Origin of the sequence: Marinilabilia salmonicolor JCM 21150, from assembly GCF_000259075.1 — a bacterium.
Taxonomy (GTDB): Bacteria; Bacteroidota; Bacteroidia; order Bacteroidales; family Marinilabiliaceae; genus Marinilabilia; species Marinilabilia salmonicolor.
The window spans coordinates 210605-229045 of the sequence record NZ_AJKI01000002.1 but is presented as its reverse complement, the minus strand read 5'-3'; the positions used below and the strand labels follow the sequence as shown (position 1 = coordinate 229045).

General features: G+C 43.7%; 11 protein-coding genes. 10 read left to right on the top strand and 1 reads right to left on the bottom strand.

Going from position 1 to position 18441, the window contains the following annotated elements:
• Positions 1-273 precede the first annotated feature (273 nt).
• The 10 genes from W7W_RS0101605 to W7W_RS0101555 all read left to right on the top strand — a co-directional run bounded on the left by W7W_RS0101605 (position 274) and on the right by W7W_RS0101555 (position 16910).
• Positions 274-3510: a SusC/RagA family TonB-linked outer membrane protein gene (locus W7W_RS0101605; protein ID WP_044084329.1), complete on the top strand. Its 3237-nt coding sequence runs from the start codon at positions 274-276 to the stop codon at positions 3508-3510.
• A gap of 81 nt (positions 3511-3591) precedes the next feature.
• Entirely contained in the window at positions 3592-5292 is a 1701-nt protein-coding gene (locus W7W_RS0101600) for a RagB/SusD family nutrient uptake outer membrane protein (RefSeq protein ID WP_010662119.1), read from the top strand.
• Positions 5293-5386: 94 nt separating this feature from the next.
• Complete coding sequence (locus W7W_RS0101595) at positions 5387-6646, top strand: glycan-binding surface protein (protein ID WP_234408367.1); 1260 nt, start codon at positions 5387-5389, stop codon at positions 6644-6646.
• 25 nt (positions 6647-6671) lie between these two features.
• Complete coding sequence (locus W7W_RS0101590; RefSeq protein ID WP_010662117.1) at positions 6672-8807, top strand: glycan-binding surface protein; 2136 nt, start codon at positions 6672-6674, stop codon at positions 8805-8807.
• Positions 8808-8880: 73 nt separating this feature from the next.
• Positions 8881-10266 (top strand): glycosyl hydrolase, encoded by a 1386-nt coding sequence (locus W7W_RS0101585; RefSeq protein WP_010662116.1) that lies wholly within the window; start codon positions 8881-8883, stop codon positions 10264-10266.
• 347 nt (positions 10267-10613) lie between these two features.
• Complete coding sequence (locus W7W_RS0101580; RefSeq protein ID WP_010662115.1) at positions 10614-11828, top strand: glycoside hydrolase family 27 protein; 1215 nt, start codon at positions 10614-10616, stop codon at positions 11826-11828.
• A 34-nt stretch (positions 11829-11862) separates the two neighbouring features.
• Positions 11863-12969 carry a glycoside hydrolase family 26 protein gene (locus W7W_RS0101575; protein ID WP_234408369.1) on the top strand — a complete coding sequence of 369 codons (1107 nt, stop codon included), beginning with the start codon at positions 11863-11865 and terminating at the stop codon, positions 12967-12969.
• A 33-nt stretch (positions 12970-13002) separates the two neighbouring features.
• A complete protein-coding gene (locus tag W7W_RS0101570) occupies positions 13003-14181 on the top strand; it encodes a glycoside hydrolase family 130 protein (RefSeq protein WP_010662113.1) in 1179 nt (392 codons plus the stop codon).
• Between the two features lie 13 nt (positions 14182-14194).
• Complete coding sequence (locus W7W_RS0101565; RefSeq protein WP_010662112.1) at positions 14195-15403, top strand: AGE family epimerase/isomerase; 1209 nt, start codon at positions 14195-14197, stop codon at positions 15401-15403.
• A 118-nt stretch (positions 15404-15521) separates the two neighbouring features.
• On the top strand, positions 15522-16910 hold the full coding sequence (locus W7W_RS0101555; RefSeq protein ID WP_010662111.1) for an MFS transporter: 1389 nt from the start codon (positions 15522-15524) through the stop codon (positions 16908-16910).
• Between the two features lie 457 nt (positions 16911-17367).
• Here the strand turns inward: W7W_RS0101555 and obgE are convergent, their stop codons facing one another.
• A complete protein-coding gene (gene obgE, locus W7W_RS0101545; protein ID WP_010662110.1) occupies positions 17368-18369 on the bottom strand; it encodes a GTPase ObgE in 1002 nt (333 codons plus the stop codon).
• Positions 18370-18441 lie beyond the last annotated feature (72 nt).

Genomic DNA, 18441 nt, shown 5'->3' with positions numbered 1-18441 from the left:
TGAGATAAAAGATAGAAGTGTGTCAAAGTCCTGTAAGTTAAAGACACGGGCTTTATTTTTTCGCGTTGAATAACTTGAGCTATAAGATGGATTACCGGAATTATTCTGTTTTATAATGCTAAAAAGGTTTGTGATATGTAAAAAAACTAACGGTAAATGATAAAAAAGTATTAGAAAAGCATTTTGGCAAGCAATACATTTGTGATGTGAAAAAATGTAAAAAACCCTTTCTGACATAAATTGGTTTTACAGTGTAATTTTAATTTGTTTCTTATGAGAAAAAATCTGCGGTTTTTTTTAGCAATGTTTTTTCTTGCCTTTCAGGTAATGGCCTTTGGGCAGGGGAAAACAGTAACCGGAAACGTTACCGATGAAACGGGTGCACCTTTACCGGGGGTGTCCGTTGTTATCCAGGGTACCACACAGGGTACCATAACTGACATGGATGGTAACTACAGCGTAATTTTAGAGGAAGGACAAAACGTTCTTCAGTTTTCTTTTATTGGATTTGAAAACCAGATCATTGATGTGAGCGATCGCTCGGAGGTGGATATTCAAATGGTTCCTGAAACCCGTTCGATTGATGAGGTTGTGGTAGTGGGTTATGGTAGTATGAAGAAAAGCGATGTTTCTACCGCGAGTGTCTCGGTAAAAGGTGAAGATTTGCAACAAAGTGTTTCTGCCAACCTTGACCAGGCTTTACAGGGGCGTGCAGCGGGGGTCACCGCTATTTCCACCTCCGGTCAACCGGGTGCATCAGTTTCTATTCGTATCCGGGGTCAGAGTACTTTGAGTGCCGGATCGGCTGAGCCGCTTTATGTGGTTGATGGGGTACCCATTCAGAATGTAAGCCAGGGTGGACATGGTGTTGGTCTTGGTGATAAATTGGGAAATGCCCCTGTAAGTACTTTTGGTGGTGGTTTGTCAAATATCAACCCCGCCGATATTGAATCGATGGAGATTCTGAAGGATGCTTCTGCAACTGCCATTTATGGTTCGCGCGGAGCTAACGGTGTTGTGCTTATTACCACAAAAAGAGGAAAGAGTGGTGAAGCAAAATTCAACTATAACTTCCAGTATGGTATTCAGGAGCAGGCTAAAAGAATTGACGTGATGGACTTGCGTCAATATGCCTCATACAGCAACAATATTGCTGCGGAAACAGAGGGCCGTGAATCACGTGAAGAGCTTCTGGATCCTTCTCTGCTTGGTACCGGGACTGACTGGCAGGATGCTGTGTTTCAAACAGCTCCCATGCAAAACCATCAGATTAGTGCTTCGGGAGGAACTGAAAAGAGCAAGTATTTCATCTCCGGTAGTTATTTCGATCAGGAAGGTACCGTTGTTGGTAGCGGCTATGAGCGTTTTACCGGTCGTGTGAATCTTGATTCTGAGTTGAAGGACTGGTGGACCATTGGTACCAACATTACGTTTGCTCAAAGTGAAGATCAACTGGGATTGAACAACAGTGAAGATGGTATTATCAATGTTGCAATGAAGACTTCGCCGGATGTGCCTGTTTACAATGTGGATGGCAGCTGGTCCGGGGATGAGCGTGAAGGTTCACCCGGTAAAATCAACCCTATTGCAAAAGCGTTGGATGAAGAAATCCGACTTGAACGAACAAATTTTACAGCCAATGTTTACAGTGATATTACCTTTATTGAGGGGTTGACATTAAGGACAGAGGCTTCTATGGATGTTGGTAATACCAATGCCTATACTTTTACTCCTACTTATCAGTATGGGAATGTAGCCAATACGCAAAATAGCTCTCGTTGGCAGTACAATAAGAACCGTTTTTGGGAGTTGAAGAACTACCTGACTTATTCCAGAAATTTTGGAAACCATAGTGCAAGTCTTATGGCTGGTCAGGAGGTTTCCGAATCTACCTGGGAATATCTGAACGGTTCCAGTAGTGCTTTACCCAGTAATCTGATTCATTCTCCAAGTCTGGGGGATAATAATACCATGATTGTTGGCTCGGGGTTTGGTAGTGGCTCAATGGCCTCTTTCTTTTCAAGAGCCAACTATAATTACAGTAGTAAATACTACCTGACTTATACTTTCCGTTATGACGGATCTTCAAATTTTGGTCCTGAAAACCGCTGGGCTCCCTTCCATGCATTCTCCGGAATGTGGCGAGTGTCTGATGAGCCTTTCTGGGATGGTTTGAGCGGAATTGTGAATAGTTTAAAAATCCGTGCAGGATGGGGACAAACCGGTAATGCCAGCATTGGGGGTTATCAATGGGGTGCCTCTATTACCAAAATGCCTACAGGACTGGGTGATGGTTATCGTCAGACCAATATTGCGAACCCATATATTCAGTGGGAGAAGCAGGAGCAATACAACTTAGGTATTGATCTGGGTTTATTCGATAATCGAATTGATGTGATTGTGGATCTGTATCAAAAGAAATCTTCCGATATGTTGATGGCCATGCAGTTACCTTCCTATATGGGAACTCGCGGAAACGAATCTTCAAGACTCAATCCTCCTTCAGGAAATTTTGGAGAAATAGAGAACAAAGGAGTGGAGATAACTTTGAATGCCAGACCTGTTGTAACTCCCATGTTCCGCTGGGATAGCGGAATTACCTTCACAATGAATGACAATACCTTACTCGGTCTTACCGGAACTCCTTCTGCACACATTGAAGGGTATGGACAATGGAGCGATGTAGTAACTATGACAGAATTAGGTCAATCGCTTTATGGCTTTTACGGCTATGAAGTTGACAGAGTATTTACCAGTAAAAATGACATTATTAACAGTCCCCGTCAGGAGGCATTTCCCAATGCTGATCCCGAAACAGGTGATTTGAACTGGGACCGGGCTACCACCACCTGGGTGGGTGACCTGAAATTTAAAGATCTTTCAGGCCCCAATGGTAAACCGGATGGAGTAATTGATGAGCATGATAAGACATTTCTGGGATCTCCATGGCCTACTTTTTCATTTGGATGGAACAATACATTCAGATTTAAGAATGTGGAATTAACAGTTTTTATGAACGGTAATTATGGCAATAAAGTCCTGAATTATATCGGACGCAGTCTTTCCGGCATGGATAATATGTGGGACAATCAGTTGGCGGAGGTAACAGACCGTACGATTTTAGGACCGATTAATGATGTTGATGGTTGGTACAATGATATCGATAACGTACAAATTGTTCAGATGGGGAAAGACAACATGCCAAGAACAATTGCCGGTGACCCCAATGATAACATGCGCATATCAGATCGTTATGTCGAGGATGGATCTTACCTGAGGTTTAAGAACATCTCTCTGGCTTATTATGTCCCTAACCGGTTGACTTCACGCTGGGGTATTGATAACCTGAAACTTTCTGCCGGAGTGCAGAACCTTTACACGATTACCAAATACTCGGGTTTCGACCCTGAGATTGGTGCCAGTCAGACCAGCCAGAATGTTTACGGACTTGACAACGGGCGCTATCCTGCTCCTCGTATTTACACCGTTGGTCTGAATGTTTCATTTTAATAAATGATGAACTTGATTATGAAGCAAAGTCTTTGGTATAAAGGGTATTGCATGTTGCATAATTTAGAAAATTGGTATCACATGAAAAGAATAATGAAATATAAAGTGTTATGGATCCTGGCAGTATTATTGATTACTGCTACCTCCTGTGAAGATTTTCTTGACAGGCCAACGGAGGATTCATTTACCATTGATAATTTTTATCAGACAGATGATCAATGCTTTCAGGCAGCGAACATCTTGTACAACTCCCCGTGGTATGACTTTCAGCGTGGATTCCTGTGGATTGGTGATCAGCTTGCAGGAAATGTTTACACAGGAACTGAAACGGTTTACCAGAATTTCAACCTGAATTCAACTAATGAGGATCTTGTGAATGCATCCAACTCGCTTTGGCTGGTAAATGGTCATTGTAATGCTGTGATAGAAAATGTTAGAAGTAAAGCAGGGTCGGATGTGAGTAAGGATGTGAAAAATACGGTTATCGGTGAAGCCATGACCATGAAAGCTCTTGCTTATTTTTATCTTGCCCGCATCTGGGGTGCTGTTCCGATTATTCACAGCAACACTGAGATTATTGGTGCAGGAACTGCCAATCAGCTTAGAAAAAACAGGCTGGAAGATGTTTATGAATATATTCAGCGAACCCTCCTGAGAGCCATTGAGTTACTTCCTGAGGAGAATAAAGCCGGGCGTATTCACAAATATTCTGCTATGGGATTGTTGTCAAAGGTTTACCTTACTCGTTCAGGACTTGGACAGTCCGGGACTCGCGATCAGCAATATCTTGATCTTGCCAAACAATACGCAAAGCAGGTGATTGATAACTATCCGGGGCAATTGGAACCCGTTTACAGCAACCTTTTTCGCATTAGTACAGGAAATTATAACCCTGAAAATCTGATTTCATGGAGATGGACTATTTCCAACACCTGGACTTCACAAAATTCTATCCAGTCGGATGTGGCCCTGAATAACTTTACAGGAATAGCCGGTGACACGTGGGGATCCTGGAGAGGTGTTACGATTGATCTTCAGAACCTTTTTGGAGAGAATGCGCTTAGCGCCACCCGTCAGAATGACGATACCCGCCGGAAGGCTACCATGATGATGTGGGGCGATCATTACGAGTATTTCTGGCGCCACGAGGGTGGTTTTACCGTTACCATGGACAATGACAATAATGTTGCAGGTTCCACATTTGGAGTTCCCACTGGTGCCAATATTGTGAAACATATTGTAGGTCATTATGAGGGCGATCATGCTGCTGAGAATGGTAACCTTGGTCAGCGTATGGCGACTGATCTTGCTACTCATATTCTGAGATTGGCTGATGTTTACCTGATCTATGCTGAAGCAATTCTGGGGAATAGCGAAAAGACTACTGATGCCGAAGCGTTGAAATATTTCAATGCTGTGCGTCAGCGCGCAATCCCCGGGGCTGCTGCTGTTGAGGAACTCGATTTTGAGATGATCTTTAACGAGCGCAGAAAGGAACTGGCCCTGGAAGGCGATAACTGGTACGATTATGTCAGACTTTCTTACTACGATCCCGACAAAGCAATATCTATGATTAATGCTCAGGAGCGTGGAAGTTATGAGGGCGACTTGTATGGGTATTACAAAGGAGAAGTGGATGAATCAGACATGTCTGTTAATTCTTTCAAGGTGAGTATCTTTAAAATGGACTTTACTCTTCCGTTCCCTGAAATTGATATGTCAATGAATCCATGGTTGAGTGAAGGTGCGGTGCCATTTGACTTCGAGACCATAGAGTATTAACACGTAGTGTAATTTTTAAGAATGAAGAAACGAGTCCCGATTGGTCGGGACGAGTTCCATTAGATCTTAATAATTAAATTTTATACTAATGAATATGAAAAAATATATAAAAAGAAGCAGATCCTTCTCTTTGATGCTGCTTTTGTTAATCGGATTTCTTGCAGGATCCGTGATGAGTTCCTGCGAAGATGACTCGGATTCTTCGGGCGATTCTCCGAAAATTGAGTACGTCAGGGTCACAGATCCTCAGGCCTCTGATTCCCTGGTAGTACGTGCTTTTTTGGGGAATACCATAGCTATGGTAGGAGAAGGACTGGGTGATGTGGTGGAAGTATGGTTCAATGACCAGTCTGCCAAACTGAATAAAAATTACATTACCGACGAGACCATTATTGTAACGATTCCCAATGTTATTCCTGAAGAGGTTACCAATCAAATAAAGTTGGTGACTGCCGGAGGAACTGAATATACTTATGGATTTGAGGTGCAGGTGCCGCAGCCCCTGCTGAGATCAATGAAGTGCGAATATGTTCCAGCCGGAGGGGTAGCCATTATAGAGGGAAACTACTTTTTGGGTGATGAAAACAAACCGTTGGAAGTTATTTTTCCGGGTAATGTTGCTGCAGAGGTGGAAAGCTATGATGTGGATGAGATTAGAGTGATTGTTCCCGAAGGTGTGGGTGTTGGCCCCATCACTGTAAAATCAATGTACGGATCTACAAGGTCATCTTTTTATTTCCGTGATGATAGAAATGTTTTTCTCGATTTCGATCAGACAACCGGTGCAGGATGGAGAGCCGGAAATACTCAGGGAACAAGCCCTGATGGTGTTTCAGGAGATTACCTTGCCCTTACAGGAACTCTTGGCGACTGGGGCTGGGTCGAAGACAATCTTGCAATGAACCTTTGGGGGTCCCAAATCACAAATCCTTTACAAAAAGATCCACTCTTTGAGTTGGGCGAAAACAATCTTGAGGATATGACTCTTAAATTCGAGGTTAATGTGGTAAACCCATGGGCTGTTGGATACCTGCAGTGCATTTTCACTCCAAAAGATATTCCGGATCCGACAGATTTAAACAATGGGTATTATAATGATATGGAGTTGGGCCGGGCCTTGTGGCGTCCCTGGCATGAATCCGGAGAAGAATTCCAGACGGATGGTTGGATTACGGTGAGCATTCCGATGAAAGAATTCCGGTTCTCGCACGATGCCTCTATAAACAGTCTTTCCCTGGAATATCCGGGAGACTTTGGTGGCTTTACCTTTTTTGTTTTTGGGCCTGCTATGGATCCCGATCTTGAGCAGGATCTTTTTATCGCCATAGACAATGTGCGTGTAGTTCCCAGATAGTTGATCAAACGTAAACTTTACAATTATGCAAAAAAAATATAAGCAATATATCCGGTACTCATTCAGTATGTTGATGCTGCTTGTGCTTGGTGCCGGGATGCTTTTCACATCGTGTGAAGATGACGATGATGAAAATGGAAGCAAAGTGGAACTTCTGAGTTATGGGCCCATGCCGGTAGCCAGAGGGGCAGAACTGAGATTTATTGGTAATAATCTGGACAAAGTTTCCTCAGTCGTTATTCCCGACGGTATTGAAATCGCTGCGGCCGACTTCACAAGCAGATCTACTGATTTAATTACCCTGACTGTACCTCAGACTGCTGTGGAGGGGTTAGTGGTGCTTAAAACCTCTGAAGGAGATATTACAACTAAAACTCCTATCGGATTTTCTGAACCCATCTCTATTGATGAATTCGCTCCGGCATCTATTAAGCCGGGTGATATTCTTACCATCAAGGGAGATTATCTGAACCTGGTGAAAGAGGTGATTTTTACAGACAGAGTCGTTGCTGTTGATTCCGTTAGTTTTGAGTCTCAAAGCCGGAAAGAGCTGCAGGTGGTTGTTCCCGATGGAGCACAAACCGGTATTATCGGCGTTTCTGATGGGGCTGAAGATCCAATTATTATTTATACGGAAGAAACCCTGGATGTTGTATTGCCTTCTTTTGCTGAAGAGAATGCATTTACCACCGATCCTGTTAAAGCAGGTGAAGAGCTGACGATCTCCGGTTCAAACCTTGATGTTGTGCGAAAAGTTGAGTTTGCCGGAGAGCAGGTAGTGGAAAGTGATGATTTCGTTAGTCAGACTGAAGGCGAAATTGTTGTGATTATTCCCGCAGCAGTACACGATGGTACTATAACCATCATACCGGGTTCGGGGCTTGAGGTTGTTTCTGTTGAGGAAATAGAACTGATGGTTCCAACAATAACCGGCTTTAATGTGAATCCGGTAAAACCGGGAACTCTGTTAAGAGCCACCGGTGAGAACATGGATCTTGTTTCGGAAGTGTTGTTTGGAGCGGTTTCTCAAACAGAGATTGTGGTAATTTCCGATTCTGAAATAGAGTTTACTGTGCCTGTTGACGCTCCCGGTGGAGTTGTAGCTTTTGCAACAGAAGCCGAAAAGGAAGTGACTTCTTCTGAGGAGCTTCAGATGATTATGCCTTCAATTAGCGAACTTGCACCTGATGCAGCTCCTGCTGGCGACACCATTCGTCTTGGAGGAGAGAACCTTGATTTGGTTGCCAGTGTTACTTTCTCCGGAGGGGTGAATGTGGAGGCTGAGTATGATGAAAGTAAAGATTCGGTATATGTGGCTGTTCGCAATGGGGCAGAAAGTGGTCCTTTGACTGTTGTTGCAAAGAATAGTGAGGAAGTCGTCACTACGCAAGGCTTCACTTTTATATCAATCAATGTGCCTGTGATTACCAGCGTTCCTTCAGCTGTCATGCCTGGCAGCTTGTTGGTAATTGAAGGGGAAAAACTTGATCTTTTGACTGATGTTATTTTCCCTGGTGGTGTAACAGCCACTATGTTTGGAACAAAAACAGCCTCTTTATTGGAAGTGTACGTTCCGGAAAATGTTACAATGGGTCCTGGTCAACTGACTTTTGTTACAGTTGATGGAGAAACCACTCTCTCACCTGAGATTGCCTTTGGTAGAGATCCTATTACCGAATTTACGGAAATGATCATGGACTTCAATGTCAGAGAATCGTCTGACTGGCACGGGCTGGACTGGGATAACTGGGGCGGCTCTTATGACGCAGCCATTTGTAAGCCTCTGGGATATGTAATTCTGTTGTCAAATCCGGGGTGGTGGGTTGTTGGTTGTAACCATCCTGATCCTGATGGTGGATGGCCTGCAGTAAATCCATCCGAGTATGTTTTGAAAATTGATATAAAAACTGAAACTCCGGTTGCAGTGAATGATGGATATGAAATGGCGGCTTACATAGGTGGTAATGCAGTCGTAATCCCATTGCCTGAAAAAGATGGATATATTGATACGAATGGTGCATGGATGACAGTGACAATGGATGCATCCAGCTTACCGAGCCCCACTCCTACAAGTGGCGATTTTGGAATTATTTGTAATAATCCGGCAGGAATGGATTGGGCAGGCCTTAGTTTCGATAATCTGAGGTTTGATCCTAAATAAAAAAATGATTTGATGGTTAAGAAGCGGCCCTGCTTCCTGCGGTGGCCGCTTCTTTTATAAAATATATTAGGGTATGCTGAGAAGTTTATTTTTGATTTTAGCAATTCTTATTTCTTTTTCCGGTTGTTCCAGTGATTCAGAAACCCCAAAAGTTCCACCTTTGTTTGTGTCCTCTACCCCTGCTGATGGTTCAGAAGAGGTGACGGTATCCTCTGAGGTATCATTGACCTATGATGAGGTGATTACGCTTATTGAAAATCACGGTATTACCATTAACGGTGAGTCGGCAGATGCTTCATCCCATCTGACCAAAGTAATGATTGAAGAGATACTTGAAAAAGGGAAGGAATATACGATAAATGTCCCTGCCAGAGCAGTAAAAAATACCTCCGGAGTACCTTCTGAAAGCGCGGTGGAATTTAGCTTTACAACTGAGGCAGCGTCCCAGCCGGTGGAGATTAGTGCGGATCTGGTGGTAGCCAATCCATCGCAGGAGGCTCAAAATGTTTATAATTTCCTGAAAGAGAATTATGGCATGAAGATTATTTCCGGGGCTGTGGCCAATGTGAGCTGGAATACCAACGAAGCCGACTGGGTCTATAAGCACACAGGGAAATATCCTGCCATGAATACTTTCGATTATATTCATTTGAACTGGTCGCCTGCCAACTGGATTGATTACAATGATACGCAGGTGGTAGAAGATTGGTGGGCCAATAACGGTATTGTAAGTGCCTGCTGGCATTGGAATGTTCCCCCATCAGAGGGGGTGACGGATAACAATCAATTTTCGACTTATTCGGAGGATACAGAGTTTAGTGCGGCCAATGCTTTGGTTGAGGGGACCTGGGAGAATGAGATTGTGAAAGCCGATTTGGAAGAAATGGCAGGATATCTGAAATTACTTAGAGACAAGAATATACCTGTTGTTTGGCGCCCACTGCATGAAGCTGCCGGTAACATTTACGAGTATGACAATGGCACTGCCTGGTTCTGGTGGGGGTATGACGGTGCCGAAGCTTATCGGAATCTATGGATTTATATGTTTGAGTATTTCGAACAGCAGGGGGTGAATAACTTGATCTGGGTGTGGACCACTCAGACCAAAGATGATGCTTTTTACCCCGGAGATGAGTATGTGGACATTGTTGGTCGTGATATTTATAATAATGGATCTGGCGAAAATATTGCGGCTCAGTTTGAAGAAATTCAGACGACCTATCCCACCAAAATGATCGCGCTGAGTGAGAACGGGAGTGTGGCTGAAATTTCCGAACAATGGAATAGTGGTGCCTTTTGGTCTTACTTCATGCCATGGTACGATTATGATAGAACCGTGGATACTGAATCTGTGGCTTTTGATGATCCCACACATGGACATGCCAATGTTGAGTGGTGGGAGGATGCTTTTTCACACGATGCTGTAATTACGCGTGATGAAATGCCCGATCTAAAATAATACAGGCATAACCCACCACATTGAGACTGTCGAAATGTAGTCTTATGAATAGACACTAAATAATGAATCTGTTTTAAAATAGTATTGGTTGTTTTAATAAGCCCTGGATCAGATATGTTATAGCTGGTTCAGGGTTTTTGGGTTTTGATAGTTTTGAAAAACAAAGGATTAAAATGTATTGGTGAAATGAGGGGTTTATGTGTTTGATTTATATCTCTTACTCAGTTGGCGATTAAAAAGCCTGTATTGTATAAGTAACTGAAATAATTGTACTTGTCCCTGAGTGTTTAAATCTGCTATTTTGTTGAAAATTTATCAGTAGTAATTGTCTTTATTTTATTTGCGACATGAAAATCAAAAACTCCTGGCTTTTGGCCGTCGTTTTATTTATTGGAATGGGTGTACAGGCCCAAAAATTTGAAGGATTGGCAGACACTCCTCCCATGGGCTGGAACAGCTGGAATAAGTTCGCCTGTGATGTAAATGAAGAGATGATTCGTGGCATTGCTGATGCTATGGTGGAAAGCGGAATGAAAGATGCCGGATACGAATATGTGGTGATTGATGACTGTTGGCATGGAGGCCGCGACAGCCTTGGATTTATTTATGCCGATTCTGCCAAATTTCCAAATGGAATGAAGGCTTTGGCCGACTATGTACATTCCAAAGGTCTGAAGTTGGGAATTTACTCCGACGCCGGAACCAAAACTTGCGCCGGATACCCGGGCAGTCGCGGTTATGAGTATCAGGATGCACTTCAATATGCAGAATGGGGCATTGATTATCTGAAATACGACTGGTGTAACACCGAGAATGTGAATCCGATTGGTGCATATTCTACCATGCGCGATGCTCTTTACAAGGCCGGACGCCCCATTTTTTTTAGTATGTGCGAATGGGGTGACAATCAACCCTGGGAGTGGGCCGGGGATGTCGGCCATATGTGGCGGACTACCGGTGACATTTACCTTTGCTGGGATTGCAAACATGATCATGGTGGTTATTATTCATGGGGCGTAACCCGTATCCTGGATATGCAGGATGGTTTGAGAAAATATGCAGGTCCGGGTCACTGGAATGATCCTGATATGCTTGAAGTAGGCAACGGTATGCCGGTAAATGAGGATCGCGCTCACTTTTCTATGTGGGCAATGCTTGCCGCCCCTCTGATTTCCGGAAATGACCTGCGCGATATGACTCCTGAAACAATAGAGATTCTGACCAACGATGAGGTCATTGCCGTTGATCAGGATTCACTCGGTGTACAGGGCTTTAAGTATGGTAGTGAGGACAGTCTGGAAACCTGGTTCAAACCACTGGATAATGGTGAATGGGCTGTTTGTTTTTTCAATCGTGGTCAGGAGGATGTCAGATTGAGGTTTGACTGGAAAAAGGAGAATGTGGTGGATGAGATTTTTGGTTATGAAGCCAGATTTGAGGAGATTACTTATGCCATGCGCAATCTTTGGACGAAGAAAAGTGAGGGTAAAACTGAAAAGGCATTTAAAGGAACAGTACCTTCTCACGACGTGATTATGTTGCGTCTTATCCCGGTAGAGTAGTCTGATATTTTGTTGATAATGTTATTGTTAAAAAATGATGAAGAAATTTCTCACACTAATTCTTACAGGGGCATTATTTGCATCCTGCGTCTCAAGACCATTGATAGAGGATCAGGAGTCTCCGGTAAATATGCTCTTTGAACAGTTGAAATCTTTAGGTGACAATGGTGTTCTATTTGGGCATCAGGATGATCTCGCGTATGGCGTGAACTGGGCTTATGAAGAAGGCCGGTCAGATACCAAAGAAGCAGCAGGTGATTATCCGGCCTTATTTGGTTGGGAACTCGGGGGCATAGAACTTGGACATTCGGTAAATCTGGACAGCGTACCTTTTGACAAAATGCGACAGTTTGTACTCAGAGGTCATGAAAAAGGAGCTGTTATCACTTTCAGCTGGCATCCATACAGTGCAGTGGATACAACCAAAAGTGCCTGGGATACAGATCAGAGAGTAGTGGAACATATTATACCGGGTGGTAGTCACCATGAGGCATTCAAAAAACAGCTGGATGCTGTGGCTGCGTTTTTCACATCATTGAAAACAAAAGACGGGCAACAAGTTCCTTTTATTTTCCGTCCCTGGCACGAAATGGATGGGGGCTGGTTCTGGTGGGGAAGCACTTTGTGCTCTTCTGAAGAGTTTAAAGTGCTGTTTCGTTTTACCGTGGAGTATCTGAAGAATGAAAAAGGACTGGATTTCCTGACTGCTTATTCCCCGGATAATCGGTTTAATACTGAGGAGGAATACCTGACATGGTATCCGGGTGACGATATTGTGGATGTCATCGGAATGGATAATTATGGGGATTTCAGAGAAGGATCTGTGAATGTGAATGCAGCTACTAAAAAGCTGGAAATTGTTGTAAGCTATGCAAACAAAGTCGGTAAAGTTGCCGCTTTTACGGAATCAGGGCTGAATAAAGTAATCGATGATAAATGGTTTACCCAAAAACTGGGACCTTCGTTTTTGCAAAGTGAGGTGGCCTCTCAGATTGCCTATGTGATGCTGTGGCGCAATGCAGATACCACTCATTTTTTCAGCAGCTATGCGGGGCATCCTTCGGAAGCTGATTTTAAAGCGTTTGTTTCGAATGAGCAGATTTGGCTCCTTGAGGATTGGAATGAGTTCAAAAAGAAATAATTGACCACTTAACGATATTTACCAGGAAGAAGTATGAGTTTGTTTGAAGAAAGATTTGAGCGCATAAGTAAAGAGCATGAGGCATTGCTTTCGCGTTCCAATGAGGAGGTGTTTAGCACCAACGGGATTTTTAACAGGTACAAGCACCCAATCCTTACCCGTGATCACGTGCCATTGCATTGGCGCTTTGATTTGAATCCGGAAACCAATCCCCGCTTTATGGAGCGTATCGGGTTCAATGCTGCCTTTAATGCGGGAGCTATTAAGTGGCAGGGCAAGTATGTTTTGGCGGTTCGAACCGAAGGGAATGATCGTAAATCTTTCTTTGCCGTTGCCGAGAGTCCTAATGGGGTGGATAACTTTCGTTTCTGGGATCGCCCCATTACACTTCCGCAAAATGATGTGCCGGATACCAACGTCTATGATATGCGTCTGACAAAGCACGACGATGGTTATGTATATGGTGTTTTTTGTACCGAGCGTAAAGATCCCAATGCACCTGATGGAGATACCAGTAGTGCTGTGGCCGCAGCTGGCATTGCCCGTACTAAAGACCTGATGAACTGGGAGCGTTTGCCGGACCTTAAATCTACCAGCGGGCAACAACGTAATGTGGTTTTGTTTCCTCACTTTATTGATGGTAAGTATGCGTTTTATACACGTCCTCAGGATGGATTCATCGATACGGGAAAAGGTGGTGGTATTGGCTTCGGCTTAGCTGATGATATTGAGCATCCGGAGGTGAAAGAAGAGATTATTGTTGATGGAAAGCGGTATCATACCATATATGAAGTAAAAAATGGTTTGGGACCTGCTCCCATTCGTACAGATAAGGGATGGCTGCAACTGGCACATGGGGTGCGAAATACTGCTGCAGGTCTGCGTTACACGCTTTATATGTTTATGACCGACCTGGAGAAGCCATGGGTTGTGACCTATAAACCTGTCGGACACTTCATGGGGCCGATTAAAAAGGAGCGTGTGGGTGATGTTTCTAATGTGCTGTTTGCCAATGGTTGGATTGCCGATGATGACGGAAAAGTTTTCCTCTATTATGCTTCGTCGGATACTCGTATGCATGTAGCGACTTCTACCATTGATCAACTGGTGGATTATTGTGTGAATTCACCGCAGGATAAATTTCACAGTGCGGGCTCGGTAGAGAATATTAATGAGCTGATAGATAGGAATAAGGCCTTTATGAAAGGTTAAATATTAGATTATAATGGGAAATAATCAACAGTTAATAACCGAACTGCATCAGGAGCTTACCAGTATTCTTGACTTTTGGTCTTCGCATGCTGTGGATGACGAGTTTGGAGGTTTTGCCGGGGAAGTAGATACCCGGGGAAAAAAAGTGCCCGGAGCCGATAAAGGATTGGTTTTAAATGCCCGTATTCTTTGGTCTTTTTCTTTGGCGTATAATTTTTTGAAGAAGGAGGAGTATTTGCAGTTGGCCCATCGCGCCTACAATTATCTGACATCTCACTTTTGGGATAAGGAGAACGGGGGTCTGGTGTGGGCTGTTGATTATAAGGGTTCCGTTTCCAATTCCCGCAAGCAGATTTATGGTCAGGGCTTTGGTATTTATGGTCTCGCAGAGTATTTCAAAGCCACCGGTAAACAGGAGAGTCTGGATTTCGCGATAAAACTGTTTGATCTTATTGAGCAGCACAGTCATGATTCTGTTCATGGAGGTTACCTGGAGGCTTTATCTGCCGACTGGCAATCTTTGGACGACATGCGACTGAGTGCCAAGGATGCCAACAGTCCTAAAAGCATGAATACGCATCTCCACATTCTGGAGCCCTACTCCAATCTTTTCAGAGTTTGGAAGAATGATAAATTAAAAGACCGGATGAAGTCTCTGATTCGCGTTTTTCTGGATAAAATCCTGAACAACCAAACCGGTCATTTGCATCTCTTTTTCGATATCGACTGGATGGTGCAGAGTAATATGATCTCCTACGGACACGACATAGAAGGAGCCTGGTTGATCAATGAGGCGGCCGAACTTGTTGGTGATTCTGATTTGTTGAGAGAATCGCAACAGAAAACCCTGAAGATGGTGGAAGCGGTCATGAACGAAGGGATGGCTGATGACAACTCGTTGCTTTACGAATACGATTTTGACGAGGGGAAAATGCACACCGATCGTCACTGGTGGGTGCAGGGAGAAGCCATGGTTGGATTACTCGACGCTTACGGACACTCAGGAAATGAGCACTTTTACAAGATGTTTCTGAAAATCTGGCAATACATCAAAGAGCATGTGATTGATCATGAAAACGGGGGTTGGTTTGGACTAATCGGTGAAGATGGTAAGCCATTACCAAATGAGGTAAAAGTCGGTTTCTGGAAATGTCCTTATCACAATACCAGGGCACTCATTGAAAGTATTGAACGAATCAAAAGGCTCCCTGAAGCCAATTAGCAGGAATTAGTTATCAGCTAATTATGCCTGAAATAATTATTTTCAAAGTGCTGGTTGAAGCCGACCTTGGCAGGTTAAACGAAAAACAACATGATTTTAATCTAAAGCAAATAGACAGATGAGTTCTACTGTAATAAAACTCAGAGAAAAAATTGGTTACGGATTTGGTGATGCCGCATCCTCCATGTACTGGAAGATTTTTACTTTTTATCTGGCAATTTTTTATACTGATGTGTTTGGTATTCCGGCTGCTGCTGCCGGAACAATGTTTTTAGTGACACGTATCTGGGACACGGCCAACGATCCCATTATGGGGATTATTGGTGACCGCACCAACACCCGTTGGGGGAAATTCCGTCCCTATCTTTTATGGATTGCAGCCCCATTTGCCATTATTGGAGTGTTGCTTTTTACTACTCCTGATTTGAGTATGAATGGCAAAATTGTATATGCTTACATTACTTACACCCTGATGATGATGGCTTATACGGCCATTAATGTGCCTTACGCGAGCCTTCTGGGGGTGATGACCGCAAAATCTGACGAACGAACCAGCTTTGCTTCCTACAGGATGGTTTTTGCCTTTGGGGGTAGTCTGCTTGTGGTGGCTGTTTTTCAGCCCACCGTGGACTTTTTCAACAATATTGTGAATGTGGGCGTGGAGGTTTCTTATCAGCTAACCATGGTAGTTATTGGGATTATTGCTGTTGGCTTTTTCCTGTTGACTTTTTCATGGACGCGCGAGCGGATCAAGCCACCCAAAAATCAGGAAAGCAGTTTAAAAGAAGATTTCAAAAACCTTTTGGGCAACATCCCCTGGTTCGTAATTCTGGGGGCCGGAGTGATGACCTTGATCTTTAATTCAGTGCGGGACGGCGTGGCCATGTATTACTTTAAGTATTATGTGGTGGACGAAACGGCGGTTTCTATTTTCTCAGCTTCCTTTGCTTATAGTACGCTTTATCTTTTTCTTGGTCAGGCAACCAATATGCTGGGGGTTATTATGGCCAAGCCAGTCTCTGCACGCATCGGGAAGAGAAAAACTTTTATGTACGCCATGTTTATGGCTGCAGCGCTGAGTGTTGTTTTCTATTTCTGCAATCGCGAAAATTATTTCTTTATCTATTTTTTGCAGGCACTTATTAGTTTTTGCGCAGGAATTATTTTCCCGTTAATGTGGTCGATGTATGCTGATGCTGCTGATTATTCACAGTACAAAACAGGTCGTCGCGCCACCGGGTTGGTGTTTTCTGCCTCAAGTATGTCCCAAAAGCTTGGATGGACTCTTGGAGGCTCCATTACTTTATGGCTACTGGCGTTTTTTGGTTTTGAAGCAAATGTTGCTCAAACTCCCGAAACTATTGAAGGTATCAAATATATGATGAGTTTTGTCCCTGGAATTGCAGCGCTTATTTCGGGTGCAATTATGATTTTCTATAAGCTGAGCGATAGTAAAATGGATGAAATTATAGCGGAACTTGAGCGGAGAAGGGAAGCAGAGAAGTAGTTTTACCCTGCCTTATAAATAAGACAGGAAAGGTGTAAACAGGCTAGCCCAGGGCAACGCCCTGGGTTTTGAGGTATCCTCCACGCCCCCTCACATTATTGGTCGCGTCGCGACCAATAATGTGAGGGGGCGTAGTTGTTACAATTTTCCTGGGGCGTTGCCTCAGGCTATTGATTAAAGACCTTCGGTCTTTTAAAAACACAACAACATTATGTATTCATTTAAAAGGATAAAGCCTCGCTTTTTGGAGGACTGTTTCATTCACAAATAATGTATTCCGACAAACAACTATCTGCGACAAACAATCATCCTCAACAAAATGGATTTGAAAAAAATGTATTATTTTCTGGACCGTTTATTTTTGCGGTTGATTGTATTTCTTGATTTGGAACATCTCATTGCGATAATTCATGAATCGAAGATTGATGAAGTTAATAAAGCAGGCTGAGATTACTCTCTATTCTTTATTTGAAGTTTCCAGCTCTTTCCAAATCATGTCTTTCAGTTCCGTAATCCCTTTTTGGGCAACGGAAGAAATGAACACACAAGGGACATCAGGCAAATCTGCTTCAATCTCTGCCTGTAATTCATCGTCAATCATGTCTGCCTTGGTGATGGCCAGTAACCGCTGTTTGTCCAACAATTCGGGATTGTATTGTTTGAGTTCGTTGAACAACACCTTGTACTCCTGATGTATGTTGTCACTGTCGGCCGGCACCATAAAAAGCAGGATGGAGTTCCGTTCGATGTGTCTCAGGAATCTCAGCCCAAGACCTTTCCCCTCATGGGCACCTTCGATGATCCCGGGAATATCGGCCATTACAAATGAGCGGTGATTGCGGTATTCCACAATTCCCAAATTGGGTACCAGTGTTGTAAACGGGTAGTTTGCAATTTCCGGTTTGGCGGCACTTACCACAGAAAGAAGTGTGGATTTACCGGCATTTGGAAAGCCCACCAGTCCAACATCTGCGAGCACTTTTAATTCCAGGATGGCCGACATTTCTGTTTCGGGTTCTCCGGGCTGGGCGTATCGGGGAGTCTGGTTGGTTGCCGACTTGAAGTGATTGTTTCCCTGGCCTCCACGACCCCCTTTTACCAGGATGCGTTCTTCGTTGTGCTCAGTGATTTCAAAAAGGGTTTCTCCGGTTTCTCCGTCTTTTACAACGGTGCCCAGTGGAACCTCTATGTATTTGTCCTCACCGTTGGCTCCTGTCGAAGTTTGCCTGCCCCCGGACTCCCCGTGGCCAGCAAAAATGTGACGTTGAAATTTTAGGTGCAGTAATGTCCAGGTATTGCGATTCCCGCGGATAATGATGTGTCCGCCCCGGCCACCGTCACCTCCGTCAGGTCCACCTTTGGCGATGAATTTTTCGCGACGGAGATGTCTGGATCCGGGACCACCTTTTCCTGAGCGACAAAAAATCTTTACATAATCAACGAAGTTGGTACCCGACATGGTGTGGTATATTAAAAGTGTTTTTGCAAAAGTTATCAACAAGCATTAACTTGTTCCCGACTCCTCTCCTAC

What these genes read in the sequence shown, in the direction of transcription:
- W7W_RS0101580 (WP_010662115.1), top strand. Translation starts at nt 10,614, where the DNA reads ATGAAAATCAAAAACTCCTGGCTTTTGGCCGTCGTTTTATTTATTGGA.
- W7W_RS0101555 (WP_010662111.1), top strand. Translation starts at nt 15,522, where the DNA reads ATGAGTTCTACTGTAATAAAACTCAGAGAAAAAATTGGTTACGGATTT.
- W7W_RS0101570 (WP_010662113.1), top strand. Translation starts at nt 13,003, where the DNA reads ATGAGTTTGTTTGAAGAAAGATTTGAGCGCATAAGTAAAGAGCATGAG.
- W7W_RS0101575 (WP_234408369.1), top strand. Translation starts at nt 11,863, where the DNA reads ATGATGAAGAAATTTCTCACACTAATTCTTACAGGGGCATTATTTGCA.
- W7W_RS0101600 (WP_010662119.1), top strand. Translation starts at nt 3,592, where the DNA reads ATGAAAAGAATAATGAAATATAAAGTGTTATGGATCCTGGCAGTATTA.
- W7W_RS0101565 (WP_010662112.1), top strand. Translation starts at nt 14,195, where the DNA reads ATGGGAAATAATCAACAGTTAATAACCGAACTGCATCAGGAGCTTACC.
- W7W_RS0101605 (WP_044084329.1), top strand. Translation starts at nt 274, where the DNA reads ATGAGAAAAAATCTGCGGTTTTTTTTAGCAATGTTTTTTCTTGCCTTT.
- W7W_RS0101585 (WP_010662116.1), top strand. Translation starts at nt 8,881, where the DNA reads ATGCTGAGAAGTTTATTTTTGATTTTAGCAATTCTTATTTCTTTTTCC.
- W7W_RS0101590 (WP_010662117.1), top strand. Translation starts at nt 6,672, where the DNA reads ATGCAAAAAAAATATAAGCAATATATCCGGTACTCATTCAGTATGTTG.
- W7W_RS0101595 (WP_234408367.1), top strand. Translation starts at nt 5,387, where the DNA reads ATGAAAAAATATATAAAAAGAAGCAGATCCTTCTCTTTGATGCTGCTT.
- obgE (WP_010662110.1), bottom strand. Translation starts at nt 18,369, where the DNA reads ATGTCGGGTACCAACTTCGTTGATTATGTAAAGATTTTTTGTCGCTCA.